The 17,698-nt window shown below is 64.6% G+C and carries 18 protein-coding genes; 8 read left to right on the top strand and 10 right to left on the bottom strand.

Features of this window, described 5'->3' with window-relative positions; all coding sequences use genetic code 11:
- Positions 1 to 90: 90 nt before the first annotated feature.
- Positions 91 to 1,269 (bottom strand): DUF6456 domain-containing protein, encoded by a 1,179-nt coding sequence (locus tag AC4FS3_RS20400; RefSeq protein ID WP_491022070.1) that lies wholly within the window; start codon positions 1,267 to 1,269, stop codon positions 91 to 93.
- A gap of 200 nt (positions 1,270 to 1,469) precedes the next feature.
- Here AC4FS3_RS20400 and AC4FS3_RS20395 point away from each other — a divergent pair, with 200 nt between their 5' ends.
- Together AC4FS3_RS20395 and AC4FS3_RS20390 are read left to right on the top strand one after the other, a co-directional pair.
- The gene (locus AC4FS3_RS20395) at positions 1,470 to 1,757 is read left to right on the top strand and encodes a DUF6477 family protein (RefSeq protein WP_283178083.1); all 288 of its coding nucleotides are present in this window, start codon (positions 1,470 to 1,472) and stop codon (positions 1,755 to 1,757) included.
- 80 nt (positions 1,758 to 1,837) lie between these two features.
- Complete coding sequence (locus tag AC4FS3_RS20390) at positions 1,838 to 2,260, top strand: GFA family protein (RefSeq protein WP_491022069.1); 423 nt, start codon at positions 1,838 to 1,840, stop codon at positions 2,258 to 2,260.
- Between the two features lie 69 nt (positions 2,261 to 2,329).
- Here AC4FS3_RS20390 and AC4FS3_RS20385 read toward each other — a convergent pair whose 3' ends face one another.
- The gene (locus tag AC4FS3_RS20385) at positions 2,330 to 3,871 is read right to left on the bottom strand and encodes a trimethylamine methyltransferase family protein (protein WP_491022068.1); all 1,542 of its coding nucleotides are present in this window, start codon (positions 3,869 to 3,871) and stop codon (positions 2,330 to 2,332) included.
- 194 nt (positions 3,872 to 4,065) lie between these two features.
- Between AC4FS3_RS20385 and AC4FS3_RS20380 the strand changes: the two genes are divergently transcribed.
- The 4 genes from AC4FS3_RS20380 to AC4FS3_RS20365 all read left to right on the top strand — a co-directional run bounded on the left by AC4FS3_RS20380 (position 4,066) and on the right by AC4FS3_RS20365 (position 7,644).
- The gene (locus tag AC4FS3_RS20380; protein WP_491022067.1) at positions 4,066 to 4,968 is read left to right on the top strand and encodes a metal ABC transporter substrate-binding protein; all 903 of its coding nucleotides are present in this window, start codon (positions 4,066 to 4,068) and stop codon (positions 4,966 to 4,968) included.
- Between the two features lie 82 nt (positions 4,969 to 5,050).
- Entirely contained in the window at positions 5,051 to 5,947 is an 897-nt protein-coding gene (locus AC4FS3_RS20375; RefSeq protein WP_491022066.1) for a manganese/iron ABC transporter ATP-binding protein, read from the top strand.
- Positions 5,948 to 6,811 carry a metal ABC transporter permease gene (locus tag AC4FS3_RS20370; RefSeq protein WP_491022065.1) on the top strand — a complete coding sequence of 288 codons (864 nt, stop codon included), beginning with the start codon at positions 5,948 to 5,950 and terminating at the stop codon, positions 6,809 to 6,811.
- Positions 6,808 to 7,644 carry a metal ABC transporter permease gene (locus AC4FS3_RS20365; protein ID WP_491022064.1) on the top strand — a complete coding sequence of 279 codons (837 nt, stop codon included), beginning with the start codon at positions 6,808 to 6,810 and terminating at the stop codon, positions 7,642 to 7,644. The genes AC4FS3_RS20370 and AC4FS3_RS20365 overlap by 4 nt, the downstream gene beginning before the upstream one ends.
- 69 nt (positions 7,645 to 7,713) lie before the next feature.
- On the opposite strand, the gene AC4FS3_RS20360 is transcribed toward AC4FS3_RS20365, so the two are convergent.
- Positions 7,714 to 7,959: a DUF2312 domain-containing protein gene (locus AC4FS3_RS20360; protein WP_283178090.1), complete on the bottom strand. Its 246-nt coding sequence runs from the start codon at positions 7,957 to 7,959 to the stop codon at positions 7,714 to 7,716.
- 145 nt (positions 7,960 to 8,104) lie between these two features.
- Between AC4FS3_RS20360 and AC4FS3_RS20355 the strand changes: the two genes are divergently transcribed.
- Positions 8,105 to 8,320 carry a hypothetical protein gene (locus AC4FS3_RS20355; RefSeq protein WP_092897950.1) on the top strand — a complete coding sequence of 72 codons (216 nt, stop codon included), beginning with the start codon at positions 8,105 to 8,107 and terminating at the stop codon, positions 8,318 to 8,320.
- 21 nt (positions 8,321 to 8,341) lie between these two features.
- Here the strand turns inward: AC4FS3_RS20355 and AC4FS3_RS20350 are convergent, their stop codons facing one another.
- On the bottom strand, positions 8,342 to 10,270 hold the full coding sequence (locus tag AC4FS3_RS20350; protein WP_491022063.1) for an enoyl-CoA hydratase/isomerase family protein: 1,929 nt from the start codon (positions 10,268 to 10,270) through the stop codon (positions 8,342 to 8,344).
- 266 nt (positions 10,271 to 10,536) lie between these two features.
- Positions 10,537 to 10,773, bottom strand: a complete 237-nt coding sequence (locus AC4FS3_RS20345; RefSeq protein WP_491022062.1) for a hypothetical protein — start codon at positions 10,771 to 10,773, stop codon at positions 10,537 to 10,539.
- Between the two features lie 178 nt (positions 10,774 to 10,951).
- Between AC4FS3_RS20345 and AC4FS3_RS20340 the strand changes: the two genes are divergently transcribed.
- Positions 10,952 to 11,389: a protein tyrosine phosphatase family protein gene (locus tag AC4FS3_RS20340; protein WP_491022061.1), complete on the top strand. Its 438-nt coding sequence runs from the start codon at positions 10,952 to 10,954 to the stop codon at positions 11,387 to 11,389.
- A 64-nt stretch (positions 11,390 to 11,453) separates the two neighbouring features.
- On the opposite strand, the gene AC4FS3_RS20335 is transcribed toward AC4FS3_RS20340, so the two are convergent.
- The 5 genes from AC4FS3_RS20335 to AC4FS3_RS20315 all read right to left on the bottom strand — a co-directional run bounded on the left by AC4FS3_RS20335 (position 11,454) and on the right by AC4FS3_RS20315 (position 17,640).
- Complete coding sequence (locus tag AC4FS3_RS20335) at positions 11,454 to 12,503, bottom strand: FliM/FliN family flagellar motor C-terminal domain-containing protein (RefSeq protein ID WP_491022060.1); 1,050 nt, start codon at positions 12,501 to 12,503, stop codon at positions 11,454 to 11,456.
- Between the two features lie 119 nt (positions 12,504 to 12,622).
- Complete coding sequence (locus AC4FS3_RS20330; protein WP_491022059.1) at positions 12,623 to 15,298, bottom strand: ATP-binding protein; 2,676 nt, start codon at positions 15,296 to 15,298, stop codon at positions 12,623 to 12,625.
- A gap of 7 nt (positions 15,299 to 15,305) precedes the next feature.
- Positions 15,306 to 15,599, bottom strand: coding sequence for a hypothetical protein (locus AC4FS3_RS20325; protein ID WP_491022058.1), 294 nt, complete (start codon positions 15,597 to 15,599; stop codon positions 15,306 to 15,308).
- A gap of 162 nt (positions 15,600 to 15,761) precedes the next feature.
- Positions 15,762 to 16,184 (bottom strand): response regulator transcription factor, encoded by a 423-nt coding sequence (locus AC4FS3_RS20320; RefSeq protein ID WP_491022057.1) that lies wholly within the window; start codon positions 16,182 to 16,184, stop codon positions 15,762 to 15,764.
- 154 nt (positions 16,185 to 16,338) lie between these two features.
- Positions 16,339 to 17,640: a short-chain fatty acyl-CoA regulator family protein gene (locus tag AC4FS3_RS20315; protein ID WP_491022056.1), complete on the bottom strand. Its 1,302-nt coding sequence runs from the start codon at positions 17,638 to 17,640 to the stop codon at positions 16,339 to 16,341.
- Positions 17,641 to 17,698: the final 58 nt, after the last annotated feature.

The following is a 17,698-nucleotide window of genomic DNA, read 5'->3' as shown; positions in this document are numbered from 1 at the left end:
ATCTGCGCGGATGAACTGCAACGGCGCGCCCTGAAAAGGGCGCGCCTCTTTATTCCATTCCAGCGCTCTGGCGGGTCGGGCCCCAAAGCCTTACCCGATCAGCGGACCCGAACGGCCATAGGTCTCGTCATAATGCCGGCGGAGCCGGAGCAGCGCGATCCGGAGCACGATCTTCCCCGATCGCGCCGCCCATCCCATACGGCGCTCGGCACTTTCGACACCTTCGAGAAAGCAACAGACCCTGAGGGCAATATCGCCAAGCCCCGGCCCCAGATCGCGCAAGGCGAGCGCCACCCGGTCGCGCGCCCGGCCCGGCCCCTCGGCCAGGTCGCTGTCACCGCGAAAACCGCCCCGGTCGCCGCCGGTCATGAATTTCTCCCAGTTCTGCGCCACGCGCGGCCCCATCTGTGCAAGCTCAAAATCCTCGCGCAGCCGCTCGGCCGCCGCCACCAGATCCGAGGTCAGGAACAGCTCGCCAGTCTTCTCGCGCCGCCGCCCCAGCACCGCAACCGGGCTTTCCGCAATGTTGAACCGCATCCGGCGCGGGCCTTCGGGCGTCTGAACTTCTCGCTCGGCAAAATCGCGATGCTGATCGGCGAAAGGCGTCGCCGCCTCGGCCAGACCGGACGGCTCCCCGTCCTCGCCCAGGATCCGGCGCAGCGCAGCCCGCCCCGCCTGGGTTATGCCATAGGTCGAAATCCGCCCGCTTTTGCGGCACGAGATCCAGTCCTTGAGGCAAAAGGCCTGGGCGACCGCGCGCTCCAGCACCGCCGTCCTGACCGCGCGCCCATCGGGAAACTCGCGCAGCACCGCCGCCTTATCCATATCGCCGGCAAAGGCCAGCACCGCGCCCGGTTCAGCGAGGCGGCGCAGGATGCGGCGCGCTTCGCGGTCGAGTTCGCCTTCATCGGGAAGTGTGACGCCCATGGCCGGAGCGGCTTTGGCGCGGCGGGTGACCTCTTGCGGAATATGGCCTGTCATCGCGGGGATTACCTTCTGGCGGACCGGATTGGGGGAAAGCGGCGCCGAACGGCTGAGCTGGCTGAGAGCCGCATCCATCAGCGGATCGTCGCGACGGCACTCATACCGGCGCACCTGACGCATCACGGTCGAGGCATGCACCCCCCGTTCGCGCGCCAGCGCCCTGAGTGAAATCCCCGCTTCGGTGTGACCGAGATAGAGCCTGACCTGATCCGGAATCCAGGCCGGCAGAGAACCCGGAAACCGGGATGCGCTGGCTGGGTTTTCAAAATCTCTGATCTGTTCCATTTTCAGGTCTGAACATCCGGCTGGTGCGAAATGCAGCTTAGGGGATCGTGGTTACTCAGATATTAACTGGTTACAATTTGTCGATAATGGTAACCAAAAGCTAAACAGCCCCTTCCCGGGCGCTCGCCGGTTTTCACGCCTGCGCAACGCCGGGATTTTCCAGGACAGACTGCCCTTCTTACCCGCAGAAGGAGCCGTGAATGTCTGATTTTCGCACCAATCTCTCTGAAATCCGCCGCCCCGGAATCCTGATGCGCGCTGTCCGGTTTGCCCTGGCCGATTACCACCGGCCCAGTGCGCTGAAGCGCTTTGCCCCACAAGAAAACCGCCCCGAGCGCATTGTCTCGAAGCTGTTCGAGGCCGAGGCGCGGATTGAGGAAATCCGCCAGAGCGGCGCGTCCACCTATTCGATCTGCGACCATATCGAGGTGCTCGCAGCTCTCGTGGCCGAGTGCCGGCTTTTGCAACCGCGACCGGCCGCCGGCTGAAATCCACCCTCTGTCCTTCCCCGCGGTCTTGTGGCCGTTACTGCCGGGACATAGGCTCTCACCACTTCAGGGAGGTGCCAATGAGCCAGAAAACAGAGGATTTCAGCGCAGCCTGTCATTGCGGCACGGTCCGCTTCCGGCTGCGTCTGACCGGGGGTTTCACTTCGATCCGCCGCTGCACCTGTTCTTATTGCAGGATGCGCGGCGCGATTGCGGTCTCGGCCGGGCTTCAGGATATCCGGTTCGAAGCCGGCGAAGATAATCTCACGCTCTACCAGTTCAACACCGGCACCGCGAAACACTATTTCTGCAAAATCTGCGGCATCTATACCCATCATCAGCGCCGCTCGAATACCGATCAATACGGCGTCAATGTCGCCTGTATCGAAGGGGTCAGCCCGTTTGATTTCCGCGAGATCCCGGTGAGCGATGGCATAAGCCATCCGAGCGATACCGGGGGCACAACGCGGCGTGCGGGTGTGCTTCGCTTTGATCCTGACTGAGCCCTTCTGACAGAAAAAGGCCCCGCTCTGTTGCCAGGGCGGGGCCAATTGTTTCGAATCGCGAAACTGTTACATGAAGGCGTCGGGCATCTCTGCCTTGCGCTTCGCGACATAGTCATCCAGCGCCTCGCGCTTTGCCACGTCGAGCTCCGGCGCCACATAATCCGCCAGCATCTTCCTGACCTTCAGAGCTGCCAGTTGCGAGGTGTCGCGGGCGCCCTCTTCCTCCCAGGTTTCGAACGGCTTGTAATCCAGTACATCCGAGCGCCAGAAAGCGGTCTTGAAATTGGCCTGGGTATGGGCGCAGCCAAGGTAATGGCCACCCGGACCGACCTCGCGGATCGCATCCAGCGCCTGGGCGTTTTCGTCCACCGCAACGCCCTTGGCGATGCCGTGCAAGGCGCCCAGCTGATCGGCATCCATCACGAATTTCTCGTAAGACGAGACCAGCCCGCCCTCCAGCCAGCCGCAGGCATGGAGCATGAAGTTCACACCCGCCAGCAGCCCCATATTCAGGCTGTTCGCGGTCTCATAGGCCGCCTGTGCATCGGGGAGTTTCGAGCCGCAGAACGACCCGGCCGACCGGTACGGCAGCCCCAGACGGCGGACCAGCTGACCGGCCCCATAGGTGATATGCGCGGCCTCGGGCGTGCCAAAGGTCGGCGCGCCGGAATTCATGTCGATCGAGGTGACAAACGCCCCCGCAATCACCGGCGAGCCTGCACGTACCAGCTGGCTATAGGCCACACCGGCGAGGATCTCGGCCAGCACCTGGGTCAGCGTGCCTGCCACCGTCACCGGTGCCATAGCGCCACCGACGATGAAGGGCGACACGATGGAGGCCTGGTTATTGGCCGCATAGACCTCAAGCGCGCCCATCATGATCCCGTCGAAGGTCATCGGCGAGTTGATGTTGATCAGCGAGGTCATCACCGTGTTCTGGTCGACGAAATCGTCGCCGAACAGGATCTTCGACATATCGACCGAATCCTGCGCCCGCGAGGGTTCCGTGACGGACCCCATATAGGGCTTGTCAGACAGCGTCATATGCGCGTGCAGCATATCGAAATGGCGCTTGTTCACCGGGATGTCGGTCGGCTCGCAAACCGTGCCGCCGGAATGGTGCAGCCATTTCGACATATAGCCCAGCTTCACGAAATTCTGGAAATCCGCGATGGTCGCGTAACGGCGGCCACCTTCCAGATCGCGGACGAAGGGCGGGCCGTAAACCGGTGCCAGCACCAGATTCCTGCCGCCGATCTCGACATTGCGCTCGGGGTTGCGGGCGTGCTGGGTGAACGTCGCAGGCGCGGTCGCACAAAGCTTGCGCGCTAGGCCGCGCGGGATATGCACCCGCTCGCCGCGCACATCGGCGCCGGCCTCGCGCCAGCGCACCAGCGCCGCCGGATTCTCAACGAAATTGACGCCGATCTCTTCGAGGATCGTCTCGGCGTTATATTCGATGATCTGAAGCGCCTCTTCATTCAGCACTTCGAAATTCGGGATGTTGCGGCTGATGAACTTCGCCGTCTCGAAGCTGACAGCCGTGCGTTCCGCGCGCCGCGCCGCACCGCCACCCCGCGCCCGACGACCCTCGATCACTTCCGACATCTTATCCTCCTGAACGGCTCTGATCCGGAAATACTCCTGCCGGGGCGTTCACCGCTTCGGGTTTGCGGCGCTTTTGTGCCGTTTGCGACATTCGCAACGCCCGACAGCGACAACACCCGCTATCCCTCGCAAATCAACGGTTGACAGTTGAGAATGATTTGCATTTACATCTAAGCATGCCGAGAGGAGAGATAATGCAAGCCTGGCTGAAAACCCCGACCACCGCCCTCGCCGCCCTTCTTTTGACCACCGGTCTGGCCTTTGCCGGAGAGAAGCTGAAAGTTGTCACCACCTTCACCGTGATCGCCGATATGGCGCAGCATGTGGCGGGCGATGCGGCTGAGGTCGTCTCGGTCACCCGCCCCGGCGCCGAGATCCATGGCTACGAGCCGACCCCGCAGGATCTGGTCCGCGCGATGGATGCCGATCTGATCCTGTGGAACGGGCTGAATCTGGAGCTCTGGTTCGCGGGCTTTCTGGAAAACCTCGGTGACCTGCCTTCGGCCACGCTGACCGACGGGATTGATCCGATTGCGGTCTCATCGGGATCCTATCAGGGCAAAGCAAATCCCCATGCCTGGATGGGTCTGGATAACGCTCTGATCTATATCGACAATATCGAGAAAGCCCTGACAGAACACGATCCGGACAATGCCGCGACCTATGCCGCCAATGCCACGGCCTATAAGGAGGAAATGAAGGCCGCGATCGAGCCGCTGCGTGCCCGTATCGCCGCCATTCCCGAAGACAAACGCTGGCTGGTGACATGCGAAGGCGCGTTTTCCTATCTCGCCCGCGATTTCGGCATGAAGGAGCTCTATCTCTGGCCGATGAACGCCGATCAGATGGGCACGCCGCAGCAGGTCCGCGCTGTGGTGGACGGGGTTAAAGAGCACCATATCCCGGTCGTCTTCTGCGAAAGCACGGTCAATACCGCCCCCGCCGAACAGGTCGCGCGTGAGACCGGCGCCTCTTATGGCGGCGTGCTTTATGTCGACAGTCTTTCCACCGCAGATGGCCCGGTCCCGACCTATCTCGACCTGCTGAAAGTCACGGCAGAGACCATCGCCATCGGGCTTGAGAGCAGCCCCAACTGAGACCCATTCTCAAAAACACTTCTCTGCCGCGGTTTCCCGTGGCAGAGTTCCCTTAATTCCAGCTGAGAAAGCCCTTCCTATCATGCCGCAGACCCCAGACCCCCGGACAAAGGCCACAGCAGCCGATGATCCGGGTGGTGGCATCACCGCGCAGGATGTGACGGTCACCTACCGCAATGGCCATACCGCGCTCAGGAATGCCAGTTTCGGGATCCCGCGTGGCACTGTCACTGCGCTGGTCGGCGTGAACGGCGCCGGAAAATCCACGCTTTTCAAGGCGATCATGGGATTTGTGCCGGTTGCGAAAGGTCAGATCAGCCTGCTTGGCCGATCAGTTCGCGAGGCGCTGAAACAGAACCTTGTGGCTTACGTTCCACAATCCGAAGAGGTCGACTGGTCCTTCCCCGTCCTCGTCGAAGACGTTGTGATGATGGGCCGCTATGGCCATATGGGCTTTCTGCGCATCCCTTCTGCGGCGGATCGCGCAGCGGTCGACCAGGCGCTGGCGCGGGTCAATATGCTCGATTACCGCCACCGCCAGATCGGAGAGCTGTCAGGCGGCCAGAAGAAACGCGTCTTTCTGGCCCGTGCTCTGGCGCAGGACGGCCAGGTGATCCTGCTCGACGAGCCCTTTACCGGCGTTGACGTCAAGACCGAGGAACAGATCATCACCCTTCTGCGCGAGCTGCGCGATGAAGGCCGCGTCATGCTGGTCTCGACCCATAATCTGGGCTCGGTGCCGGAGTTTTGCGACCGCGTCGTGCTGGTCCGGGGCACGGTACTGGCCTATGGCCTGACCGCCGAAACCTTCACCCATGACAATCTCGAAGAGGCATTTGGCGGCGTGTTGCGCCGTTTCACCCTTTCGGGCGATCAGCTGCATGACGATGACGACCCGCGCCATGTCTCGATCCTGACCGATGACGAACGGCCGCTGGTGCAATATGGCCATGAGACCCGCACGCGGGAGGGTCGCTGAATGGAGATCCTCTGGGAGCCGTTCACCTATTCCTACATGCTTAACGCGATGTGGGTCTCGGCGCTTGTCGGCGGCGTCTGCGCCTTTCTCTCGGCCTATCTCATGCTGAAAGGCTGGTCGCTGATCGGCGATGCGCTTTCGCATTCGGTCGTACCCGGGGTGGCTGGTGCCTATATGCTGGGCCTGCCCTTCGCACTTGGCGCCTTTCTCTCGGGCGGGCTGGCGGCCCTCGCCATGCTGTTTCTGTCAGACCGGAGCGGGCTGAAATCGGATGTGGTGATCGGGCTGATCTTCACCGCGTTTTTCGGGCTGGGCCTGTTCATGGTGTCCCTGAACCCGATGGCGGTCTCGATCCAGACGATCACCATGGGCAATATCCTCGCCATCACGCCCGAAGACACGCTGCAACTGGCGGTGATTGGCTTTGTAACCCTGGCGGTCTTGCTGGTGAAATGGAAAGACCTGATGGTGGTGTTCTTCGACGAGAACCATGCGCGCTCTGTCGGGCTGCATCCGGGCCTCCTGAAAGGCGTGTTTTTCACATTGCTGTCGGCCTCGGTTGTGGCGGCGATGCAGACGGTCGGCGCCTTTCTGGTGATCGCGCTGGTCGTGACACCCGGAGCCACCGCCTGGCTGATCTGTGACCGCTTTGGCCGGCTGATCGTGCTGTCGGTTGCCATCGGCACCGTGACCAGCTTTGCCGGTGCCTATGTGAGCTATTTCCTCGATGGTGCGACCGGAGGGGTGATCGTGTGCCTGCAAACCGCGATCTTCCTCCTCGTCTTCATCTTCGCCCCGAAACACGGGCTTTTGGCCGCGAAACGCCGCGCGGCTGCTGCCCTGCATGCGGAGGACGCGATATGATCGAGACATTCCTCTTGCCGTTCCAGTTTCCCTTCATGCAAAAGGCCTTCCTGATTTCGGCCATGATTTCAGTGCCCTGCGCGCTTTTGTCCTGTTTTCTGGTCCTGAAGGGCTGGGCTTTGATGGGGGATGCGGTCAGCCATGCCGTGCTTCCGGGGATTGTGCTGGCCTATATCTGGGGCTTTCCGCTGATCATCGGCGCCTTTGCCGCCGGCATGTTCACCTCGGTTGCGACCGGCTGGCTGTCGGAAAACAGCCGTATAAAGCCAGACACCATCATGGGTGTGGTGTTTTCCGGCATGTTTGCCGCCGGGATCGTGCTTTACACCTCGATCGAAAGCGATGCGCATCTCGACCATATCCTGTTCGGGAATATGCTGAGGGTCAGTGTCCAGGATCTCTGGACCGCCGGGCTGATCGCCGGGTTCGTGACGCTGGCGCTGGTGGTGAGCTGGAAAGACCTGATGCTCCAGGCCTTCGACCCGGCCCAGGCGCGGGCCTCGGGGCTCAGGGTCGGGATGCTGCATTACGGGCTGCTTGCAGTGCTGTCGCTGACCATCGTGGCGACGCTTTCGGCGACCGGGCTGATCCTGGCGGTGGGCCTTCTGATCGCGCCAGGCGCCATCGCCTTCCTGCTGGTGCGCCGCTTCGGCCAGATGCTGGTCGTGGCCTGCATCGCCTGCTTCACCGCGATGATGACCGGGATCTGGGCAAGCTTCTGGCTTGACGCCTCGCCCGCCGCCACCATCATCCTGGTGCTGACTGCGATGTTCCTCGCCGCCTTTTTCCGGCGCAGCCTGCAAATCCGCGCTCAAAGCCGCGCTGCGGTCTGAAGCCAGAGCCGCATTGCGATATGAAATCGGGGGCCACTGGCCCCCGTTTTCTTATTCCGCATGCGCTGCTCAGTTCATCCCGAGCGCGGTCATGTAAACTTCGAGGATCGCATCCGCTTCCTGGCGCTCATCGGCATCCTGCTTGCGCAAGGACACGATCTTGCGCAGCGCCTTGGTGTCAAAGCCCCGGCCCTTGGCCTCGGCATAGACCTCTTTCAGCTGCTCGGCGATATCCTTCTTCTCGGCTTCGTACTGTTCGATCCGCTCGATCAGCTGACGCAGCTCATCGGCGGTCACATTGAAGGCGTCATTCATTCCTGCTCTCCGCTTTATGCTTTGCCCGACAGATACCCTGCCGGGGCCGCCGATTTCAAGCGCTGCCGCCCGCTCTTGTGACCCCTCTTGCGCGAAAGCCCGCCAGCGTTTAGCCAGCATGCCGCAGCACATGGCGGAGCTTTCAATGCCCTATCTGATCTGGCCCGGCGCCTTCCTGTCGCTTCTTGGCGTCTTCGGCCTGCTCTGGTGCATCCTGCGCGGGCTGAAAATCCGCCGCTCGGGCGCCACGGATGAACAGATGCGCAGCGAGCTGCAAAAACTTTTCGCGGTGAATTTCGGCGCGCTTGGCCTTTCGGTGCTGGGCCTCGCGATGGTGATCATGGGCATTTCGCTGGGCTGAGCCCCGGAATGAGGCGCAGGCTTACGCCGCCGACCGCCCCTTCGAGACCAGCCGGTCCAGGGACGGATGCGGCATCCAGACCGGATCATCCCCCTGCCAGCGGCGCAGATCGCTGCGCAGCACCATAGCGCCACGCTCGCCCGCCAGATGCATCGGCCCCCCGCGCCAGCGCGGGAAGGCATGTCCCTGCACAATCAGAAAATCCACCGCTGCCGGCCCTGATGCCGCGCCATCTGCAATCTGGCGGTAGCCCTCATTCGCCAGCGCCGCCAGCCAGCGCCGGATCACCTCTTCGGCGGCCATACCGCGCATTGCGACCTCAGATCCCGGCTCCGGCAGATCGGGCATCGCCTGGCCAAAGCCTTCCAGCGCCGTCGCAATCAGCCGGCGCGGCACGCCCATCGCCAGCATCCGCGACAAAGCCGCCTGACCGCTTGCCGCGACACGGCGCCCGACCTGCGGCAGGGTGCCGCTGAGCACCGGCTGCAGGCCAAAACTGCGCATCAGCCGCCAGAGCCCGCCCATCGCCACCGGCCCCGCCACGCCACCGGTGCTGATCTCGCAGACCCGCCCGGACGGCGCGATGGTCAGGCCGGCGCGCCCGCCCCCCCCGCCAATCCCCAGATGCAGCGCCGCAGGATATTGCCGGGCCAGGCCATCCGCCACAGCCCCGGGCCGCGCATGGACCACCAGCCCCGCCTGGGCCAGCGCACCGGCGGGCTGCCCGGTCTCAAAACGCAGGAAATCCGCGTCACGCTGCGCCTGGCTCAGCCGGCCCGAACGCGTCTCGGCTTCCAGCCGCTCGCGCACCCAGGCCGAGATCCGCTCCAGCGAGGCCGCGTCCCCGCCCCCCTCCGGCCCGGCCCAGATCACCCGGAGGCCCCGGCCAAGCGCCAAGAGCGCCAGCGCCGCCAGCTGCGGGCCAGCCCCGGTCAGCCCAAGCGTGCGGATCTCGGCACCGCCACTGCCAGCCACGCCCGGCGGCAAAATATGCGCCGCACGTTCGGCCCGCGCGGCGGCGATCAGCCCCCGGCTTTCCCCGGTGGCCAGCAGGTCATCGAAGACAACCGCCTCCAGCGCGAAGCCGTTTTCCGGTGGCAAATAAAGTGCGGCCTCAATGCAGTCGATGATCCGCGCCGGAGCCGGCATCGGATTGCGCGCCAGATCGCGCCGCGCCCGGGCGATGGTCGCGCCAAATGCCGTGCTGTCGCGGATCCCGTCCTCGCGGGCAATCACCGGCGCCGGGGTGGGCATCTGCGCCGCAAGCGCGATCGCCGCCGGGACGGGGTCGCCCTCGGTCACATGATCGGCGAGGCCGATGGCCAGCGCCTGATCGGCATCGAGCGGTGTCGCATTCAAAAGCAGCGAGATCGCCTCATCCGGCCCGGTCAGCCGTGGCAGACGCTGGCTGCTGCCGGCCATGGGCGAAAGGCCGAGCCCGGCCTCGGGGAACTGGATCCGCGCACTGATCGCCATGATCCGCGCGTGACAGGCGAGCGCCAGCTCTGCCCCCGGCCCGATGGCGCGGCCGGAAATCGCTGCCACCACCGGCGCGGGATAAAGGTCGATCTGCCGGCAAATCTGGGCCAGCGTGGGATTGCCCTCGAGAAGCGCGGTGCCGGTCTCGACAAGGGTTGCCGAAGGAAAGGTGCCTGCGGCACCGGCGATCACAACCGGGCGGGCGCCGCCGGCCCGTGTCTCTCCTGCACTGCATTCCGCCGCGAGCGCTGCCGAAAGTGCAGCCCTCACCTCCCGGGTCAGGGCATTGAGAGGCGGATGTCCGATCTCCAGCAGAAGGACGCGCCCATCGGGCCCGACAAGGCTTTGCTGCACCGGCCCCGCCGTAGCTGTGCCCGCAACAGCGTTATCCGGCGCCGCCGTTTCATGCGCATCAGCTGCATTTATGGCCGAACCGCTGCCCGCAGTCCCGCTCCCCTCAACCCGAGTCATGCCCCCGCCTTCACCCGTCAATCTATGGGGTGCAAGTTAACAGGACATTCCGGTTGCTTGACAAGAGCTTACACCGCTTCTCCGGCAACCTCCCGCCAGAGGAGGCCCCGGCTTACCAGCCCTCTGGCCTCTACACCTCTTTCACAACCAGACCCAGGACATCCTGTCAGTTCGCGTCCCGAACCCATCGCAATTCTGTCGGGCCCAACAAAGGCCTGCCCTTGCGAGAGGCCCATAAGGAACAGCCGTTGCCTGGCCGGAGAATGTCACACCGGCATATTGTCGAAACTTTGTTCGATTTCCGCTTCTTCGCGCAGGCGCCGCGCCTCGCGTTGCAGCTGGCTTTCGCGCCCGGCGCTCTCGGGCAAGGTTGGAAGGCGATGCGCCAGGGCCTGAAGCTCTGCAAGTGTCGCGTTCAGCTCCTGCAAAGCGCCGTCTTTTGCAAGCCTGACCGCCTCCCGCGTCAGATGCTGCAGTTGCGAAAATCGGTTGTAAATTTCCATGGCCGTTCCTCCTCCGGCTGCCGATACGTCCGGGCAGGTTTTACTCACTGTCTGTTTCCCGACCATGATCCAGATCAGGATCACGCCGCTTCCCACCGGCTTCTGCCCCCCGCATCGGGGCTTTTCCCCCGCCGTTCCGCAGAGTAGGCTGCGGCAGAATTTCCGAAAGGACGTCAAGATGGAAATCCGCCCGCTCAGTGACACCTATGCCGTTTCGCCCCAGATTGCCCTTGAGGACCTTGAGGCGATCAGGGCCGCCGGCTATCGTGCAGTGATCGACAACCGCCCCGACGCCGAGATCCCCGACGAGCTTCATACCGGGGAAATGCGGGCGCAGGCCGAGGCGCTTGGCCTTGTCTTCTTTGCCAATCCGGTGATCGGCGGCGCGCTGACGATGCAGAATGTCACGGCCCAGGCCGAGGCCATTGCCGCAGCGCCAGGCCCGGTCCTGGCCTATTGCGCCAGCGGCAACCGATCCTCGATCGTCTGGGCACTGTCCCAGGCCGGAACGCGGCCCGCGAGCGAGCTGATCGCCGCCGCAGCGCAGCATGGCTACCAGCTCGCCCATCTCGCCCCGCAGATCGAGGCACTTGCCGCGCAAAAAGCCGCTGGCTGAGATATCGGAGCCGGGGGGCTGCCGGGATCGCGCGGCCCTTCCCCTGCCGAGCCGGACCAGCCGCTCAGGCCGGGACACGGACATCAAACTTTTCGCCCAATCCCGCGTCCAGCCCGAAACCAGGATCGGGTGCGGTCCCTTGTTCGACAGGCCCCTGTTCCATCGGAAAGCCCGCCGGGAAATCCAAAGATCCGTGAGCGGTCTCTGATGGCGGATCCTGCCTTGCGGCCATGTCAGGGAGGCCGGCATCAACCTCGCCTCCCGGTGCCGCAACAGCGCTGATCCGCAGCGCGCGATAGCCATTTTGCTGCCCGAGACGCGCCGCCGCCACCGCCCTCCCGTCAATCCCATTCAGGCTGATCCTGGCGATACTGGCATCGTTCAGCGCCAAAAGCTGCCCCGGCTCCAACTGCATCACCTCATTAAGCGTCAGCATCCGACGCCCCAGCACGGCCTGCAATTCGCATTCGGCCTGCCCCAGATCCGCGGCAAATCCCTCAGGCCCCGACCTATTGGCAGAGGCAAGTGCGACCGGGGGACCGGTAAGTGGCAAAGCGAGCAGTATCTCACCACTGCGTTTGCCATCGGCCAGCGAAAGCGTGGCGCTCATCAGGTGATAGGGCTGATCATCGAGCAAAAGCCCGATGCTGCGCGCGTCATCAAGCTGCGAGGCAAAACGGAACCCGGTCTCCACCCGGCCGTCCGGCAGATCGCGGACCAGGAAGTCGAAGCGTGCCAGCGCCCGGTCAAGCACCGGCGAGATCATCGCAGCATCCGTTCGGGTCGGACGCCGCGGCCCCGGCGGCCCCGCGCCGATGCACCCAATCGTCTGTATCTCAATCAGCGAGGCCGTGAGCTCCGGCGACAGCGCCGCCACCCCCATCGCGCCACCCGGCCCATCCAGCAGCGCAATTAGCGCGCGCTCAGCCGGCAGTTCCGGCAGTTCCACCAGATCGCAGGGCCGTGATGTCAGGGCCGTGGTTTCGGCCGGCAACCCCGCCCCTTCGCGCAAGGCACGCGCCAGCGCCAGCCGCCAGGCCTGATCAACCAGCGCATGGGGCCGGGCCTGTTCGTCTTGCGCGGGGCGGAGTTTGCGGCGCAGGATCTCGCTCATGCCAATGCTTCCCGTTCTGTCCAGGCAGCATCATTCTGACCGCGAGAAAGTTTGCGCAAAGTTAACGTGACAGAGAAAATCGTCTAAAAACCGCTGCCAGCGCCGCATTGCCTGCTTTCTCAGCCCGGCTCGATCCGCAGCGGCAGCACCACGCGGAATGCCGCCCCGCCCTGACCCGGAAGATAGTCGATCGTGCCGCCCAGATTGGTCACGATTTCGCGGCAGATCGCGAGGCCAAGCCCGGCGCCCGAGGCCCGCGCCTCCCCCGGAAGGCGCCAGAATTTCTCGAACACCATGGATTGCAGCGCCTTGGGAATGCCCTTCCCATTATCCGCGACATCGACCCGCACCCGCCCGGCCCTGACCCGCACCGCGATGCGGATGCGAGGATGGCTCGAATCGCAATACTTGCGCGCATTGGCGATCAGATTGATGAACACCTGCGTCAGCCGGTCTGCATCGGTCCGCATCCAGACGGATTCGGCGACCTGGTCACGGGTGAATTCGATATCGCGCTCTGGCTTGACCTTCTCGGTCGCAAGGATCGAACGGTCGATCAGATCGCGCATGCTTACAAGGCTGACGGAAAGCTGCACCTTGCCGCTTTCCAGCACCGAAAGATCCAGCAGATCATCGAGCAGCCGGGTCAGCCGCACCGCCTCGTCGCGGATGATCCCGCCCGAGCGCGCCACGGTTCCGACCGGCAGGTCACCCTCGGCGAGGATCTCGGAAAAGGCGCGGATCGAGGTCATGGGCGTGCGCAGCTCATGGCTGATCTGCGACAGGAACGCGTCTTTCTGCACCGACAGAGCGGTCAGCTTCTCATTGGCCTCGCGCAATGCGGTGGCGGTACGGGCAAGCTCGCCGCGCTGCTCCTCAAGCTGGGCGGAATGTTCCATCAGCTGCGCGGATTCGCGCGCGACCACCATCAGATCCTCGACCGTGACCGTATCCAGGCCGACCAGTTTCGAAATCATCGCATGTGCGGTGGCCGCCCCGATAGAGCCCGCAAGCCGTTCTTCCAGCGCCGCAAGAAAGGCGGGGGTCGGGTCGGGCAGCATCGACTCGCTCTTGCCCTGATCGCGGGCAGCGCGCTCGAACAGGCTTTGCGCCTCTTCTTCGCCCATGATGCGCTGCGTCATCATCAAAAGCGCCTCGGGTTCGGCCTCGCCACGCGCCCAGCGTTGCGGGCCTACGGGTCCGTCAAAGACATTGACGAAAGCGGCGCTTTGCAACCTCTCGACCGGGCCGGGGAAGCTGAGGATCGAGGCGGCGCAGAAGGCTGCGGTATTGCCGATCAGCGACCAGAACAGCGCATGGACCAGAGGGTCCATCACCTCGGTCCCGAACATGGCATTGGGCCGCAGCCAGCCCAGCCCCCAGGGCCCTGATTGCAGCACCGAAGCCGGCAGGATCGCATCTCCGAATGACGGCAGGAACAGGCAATAGGCCCAGAGCAAAAAGCCCGTCGCCAGCCCAAGGAGCGCGCCTGTCCGCGTGGCGCCGCGCCAGAAGATGCCGCCGATCATCGCCGGCAGGAATTGCGCGACCCCGGCGAAAGAGATCAGCCCGATTTCGGCCAGCGCCCCCGAACCGCCCGAAAGCCGGTAATAGCCGAGCCCAAGCGCGAGAACGAGCGCGATGGAAAGCCTGCGCGCGGTCAGCACCAGGGAACGGACATCTTCGGAAATTGCGCCCGACCGACGCAGCCTCAGCCAGGTCGGGATCACGATATGGTTCGATACCATCGTCGCAAGCGCAATTGCCTCGACAATCACCATCGAGGTTGCCGAGGAAAATCCGCCAAGGAAGGCCAGCATCGCAAGCCCGCCCTGCCCTTCGGCCAAAGGCAGCGTGAGGACGAACATATCCGGGTTAGATCCCGCAGGCAGCCTTTCGATCCCCATAACCGCGATGGGAATGATGAAAAGGCTCATCGCCAGCAGATAGGCCGGAAAGGCCCAGGAGGCGCGGGCCAGCTGGCGGTCATCGGAATTCTCTACCACGATCACCTGGAACATGCGTGGCAGGCAGATCACGGCGGCGCCTGCAAGGAACAGAATCGCGGTCCAGCGCCCCGGTTGCAACTGCCAGTCATGGAGGGATGAGGCGTCGATCTTGGCCATGATCCCCGAGACACCGCCCGCAAGGCCCCAGACCACGAAACAGCCAACCGCGATCAGCGCGACCAGCTTCACCACGGCCTCGACCGCGATGGCGGTGACGATGCCGGTATGCTGCTCTTTCGCATCCAGATTGCGGGTGCCGAAGAGGATGGTGAACAGCGCAAGCCCTGCCGCCACCCAGATCGCGGTCTGCCCGGCGGCCGGGCGGGCCTCGCCCGGGGCGGCGCTGGCGAAAACCTCGAAGGCCAGCACCACCGATTGCAGCTGCAGCGCGATATAGGGCGTCACCGCGACAATCGCGATCACCGTCACCAGGACGCCAAGCGAGTTTGACTTGCCATAGCGCGAGGAAATCAGATCGGCGATCGAGGTCAGCCGCTGCTGTCGCCCGATATAGACGAGCTTGCGCAAGATCCACCACCAGCCGATGAAGACCAGCGTCGGGCCAAGATAGATGGTGATGAATTCCAGCCCCGAACGCGCGCCATATCCGACAGCGCCGTAAAAGGTCCAGGCGGTGCAATAGATCGACAAAGACAGCGTATAGACCAGAGGCGAGCGCAGCCAGCCAAGCTTGCCCTGCCCCGAGCGCCGTTCCACGAGGAATGCAACGGCAAAGAGGAAGATCACATAGGCCAGGCAGGAAGCAACCAGCAGGTTGAAGGACATAAGGGGATCAGCCTTCTTCCTCGTCGCCCGTCAGGACGCCGGGACGCGCGGCATCCGGGCGTGGCGCGTCGGGGCTCGCGAGGCCCGGTGCCAACAGCGCGGCGGCAAGGATCAGCAAGGCCCAGGTCACAAAGAACCAGATGACATCAGAGGACAGGAGCCGGTTGCCATCACCACCCGCAGGCGTCCATAGGATCGGCAGGATCATCAGAAAAGCCCCCGCCACCGGCAAAAGCCGCGCAGCGTCCCGCAGCCGGCGGCGGCGATAGGGGATGCGGCCCAGAAAAAGCGGCCGCCTCACGTGTGACCTGCCATCTCGACCGGACGGGCCCTTTGCTGCGGCCCTGGTCGCTGCGCGCCGCGGCAGCAAGCAGCGCGCAGCCCCGCCTGGAAAAGGCACCCGGTTTCGGCAGAACCAGAACCGGGCCCGGGGCGCAACAGATGCGCAAACCCTGCGGCGACCTTATGGGGTGACATTGCCGGACTCCGCTCCGGCCCGGCCGGCTATGTCGCCAGCCCCGGTCAGGCTGCGCACCTCGGCCACGATCTCGGCATTGGAAAAGGGTTTGGTCATGAAACGCGTCGCCCCGGCCCGTTCGGCGGCCTCGCGGTCGCGTGGCAGGCCCTTGGCGGTCAGCATCAGCACCGGCACATCGGCAGTCACCGGATCGGCGCGCAGGGCCGTCAGCACCTCGATCCCGGAAAGCCCGGGCAGCATATGGTCAAGGATCACAAGGCCCGGCTGCACCCTCCGCGCGATCTGCGCCGCGTCGCTACCCTCGGCATGGTGGATCACCTCCCAGCCGGCGCGCGACAGGATGAACTGGATCGCCTCGGCGATATTGGGTTCATCTTCGACCAGCAGCACCTTGCGGCTGTTTTCCATGCCCGTCCCCCGCCTTTCTTCCTCCCGGCCAGCCGCCTGAAGCGCGGCGCTCCCGGCCTTCCCGGTTCCGGACACCTGGCCCGGAATGCCAGTATCTTATGATTTTCCTGCCCCTGTCAAAAGGCGATCTCGCGCTGCATTGCGGCACAAGGGTTCAACCGGGGCGCGCCGCGCCGCGCTGCGGCTTTGCCGCCGCCGCCGGTGCTGTCCCAAGGATCGAGGGTTCGCGGCGCGCGGGACAGGCCTCGCGCGGGCAAATGCGGCAGGTGGTGCCCGCCGCAATCGGCGCCTGGTCGGCCGGTGGCGCCGGATCCGGCAGGATCAGCATGGCCGCCTCGCGCAGCTCCGGTCCGGCAAAGCCCCAGGGCAGCCGCGCCTCGCACCAGGCAAGACAAAGAAACCGCCCGCCGCCGGGCTGCGGCATCTCGACCACCGCCCGGACCGGCTGGCCGGGCCGCGCCAGCGCCGCAAACAGCGGCCAGAGCGGACAGGCCGCCCCATAGCGCGGCGGCGAAAACCCTGGCACAGGTTTGCGAAACAAAAGCGTTCCCGACGCATCACAGACCACCAGCCCGGCATCAGAACCGGGCCGAAAGGCCATGCGCCGCATCGCAGCATGAACCGGCACACCGAATCTGGCGGCAATCAGCGCCGGATCGCCGCCCGCCGCCAGCGCCGTACGCAGCCCTGCCTCGGGGATCATCGCGATGTCCTTTTGCGCCTGGGCTGACCAGGCCCGCGCCAATGCCCGCGCCTCCCGCCCCTGGATCTGATCGGGTGCCGCCTCATCCGGCAGCGTCCAGCCGATCCGCGCCAGCCAGGCTTCCAGCTCATCCTGGGGCGCGACAACGACGCTCTCCGCCTCTTCCCCGGAATGGTCGAGCCAGGAGACCAGCGCCTCGGCGCCATCCACCAGACGTTCGCTGTCCTGATGCAGGTTCAGGTGAAACCGGCGCTGCCAGTCTGGGCTGAGATCCTCGGTCTCGACCAGGATCCCCGCCGTCGCCCGGACCGCCGACAGCGCCGATAACAGTTCATGCAGCGCCGCCGAAAGGTGCGGATCATGGCCCAGCCGGTCATTCAGGGCCGCCATCCCCTGCCTCAGCCCCGCGATATGGGTCTGGAGATCGGCAATCAGCTGCGCCCAGCCGGGATAGCGCCCGGCAAGTTCGCCTGCCCGATCCGCCTCGGCGCCCGACCCCGGAAAACTCGCCGCCGCCGCGCGCAACTCTGCCACCAGCGCGCCGGGATCCCGTTCGGAAAACTCCTCCGGCGCAAGATCAAGCGCGCGCGCGAGCCGCTCCAGCACCTCGGGCGTCACATTGCGGCGATTGTGTTCGATAAGGTTGAGGTAAGAAGGCGAGATCCCCGCCGCACGGCTGAGATCCCCCTGCCGCATCCCCGCTGTAATACGCCGTTCCCGCAACCGGGTGCCGATCAAAGGGGCGCGTGACATGGTCTCTCCGGGCAAAGTCAGCTGGGCGGTGCGCGACAGGCTCGCCCGGAGAATTTAC

The organism is Pseudogemmobacter sp. TB195 (genome assembly GCF_058313095.1).
The sequence above is the reverse complement of the archived record's forward strand: the minus strand, read 5'-3'. Positions and strand labels throughout refer to the sequence as shown.

Excerpts from the sequence above, each read along its gene's own strand:
- AC4FS3_RS20395 (WP_283178083.1), top strand. The coding sequence starts at position 1,470 with ATGTCTGATTTTCGCACCAATCTCTCTGAAATCCGCCGCCCCGGAATC.
- AC4FS3_RS20360 (WP_283178090.1), bottom strand. The coding sequence starts at position 7,959 with ATGAATGACGCCTTCAATGTGACCGCCGATGAGCTGCGTCAGCTGATC.
- AC4FS3_RS20375 (WP_491022066.1), top strand. The coding sequence starts at position 5,051 with ATGCCGCAGACCCCAGACCCCCGGACAAAGGCCACAGCAGCCGATGAT.
- AC4FS3_RS20315 (WP_491022056.1), bottom strand. The coding sequence starts at position 17,640 with ATGTCACGCGCCCCTTTGATCGGCACCCGGTTGCGGGAACGGCGTATT.
- AC4FS3_RS20380 (WP_491022067.1), top strand. The coding sequence starts at position 4,066 with ATGCAAGCCTGGCTGAAAACCCCGACCACCGCCCTCGCCGCCCTTCTT.
- AC4FS3_RS20370 (WP_491022065.1), top strand. The coding sequence starts at position 5,948 with ATGGAGATCCTCTGGGAGCCGTTCACCTATTCCTACATGCTTAACGCG.
- AC4FS3_RS20385 (WP_491022068.1), bottom strand. The coding sequence starts at position 3,871 with ATGTCGGAAGTGATCGAGGGTCGTCGGGCGCGGGGTGGCGGTGCGGCG.
- AC4FS3_RS20350 (WP_491022063.1), bottom strand. The coding sequence starts at position 10,270 with ATGACTCGGGTTGAGGGGAGCGGGACTGCGGGCAGCGGTTCGGCCATA.
- AC4FS3_RS20345 (WP_491022062.1), bottom strand. The coding sequence starts at position 10,773 with ATGGAAATTTACAACCGATTTTCGCAACTGCAGCATCTGACGCGGGAG.
- AC4FS3_RS20390 (WP_491022069.1), top strand. The coding sequence starts at position 1,838 with ATGAGCCAGAAAACAGAGGATTTCAGCGCAGCCTGTCATTGCGGCACG.
- AC4FS3_RS20320 (WP_491022057.1), bottom strand. The coding sequence starts at position 16,184 with ATGGAAAACAGCCGCAAGGTGCTGCTGGTCGAAGATGAACCCAATATC.
- AC4FS3_RS20355 (WP_092897950.1), top strand. The coding sequence starts at position 8,105 with ATGCCCTATCTGATCTGGCCCGGCGCCTTCCTGTCGCTTCTTGGCGTC.
- AC4FS3_RS20365 (WP_491022064.1), top strand. The coding sequence starts at position 6,808 with ATGATCGAGACATTCCTCTTGCCGTTCCAGTTTCCCTTCATGCAAAAG.
- AC4FS3_RS20335 (WP_491022060.1), bottom strand. The coding sequence starts at position 12,503 with ATGAGCGAGATCCTGCGCCGCAAACTCCGCCCCGCGCAAGACGAACAG.
- AC4FS3_RS20330 (WP_491022059.1), bottom strand. The coding sequence starts at position 15,298 with ATGTCCTTCAACCTGCTGGTTGCTTCCTGCCTGGCCTATGTGATCTTC.
- AC4FS3_RS20400 (WP_491022070.1), bottom strand. The coding sequence starts at position 1,269 with ATGGAACAGATCAGAGATTTTGAAAACCCAGCCAGCGCATCCCGGTTT.
- AC4FS3_RS20340 (WP_491022061.1), top strand. The coding sequence starts at position 10,952 with ATGGAAATCCGCCCGCTCAGTGACACCTATGCCGTTTCGCCCCAGATT.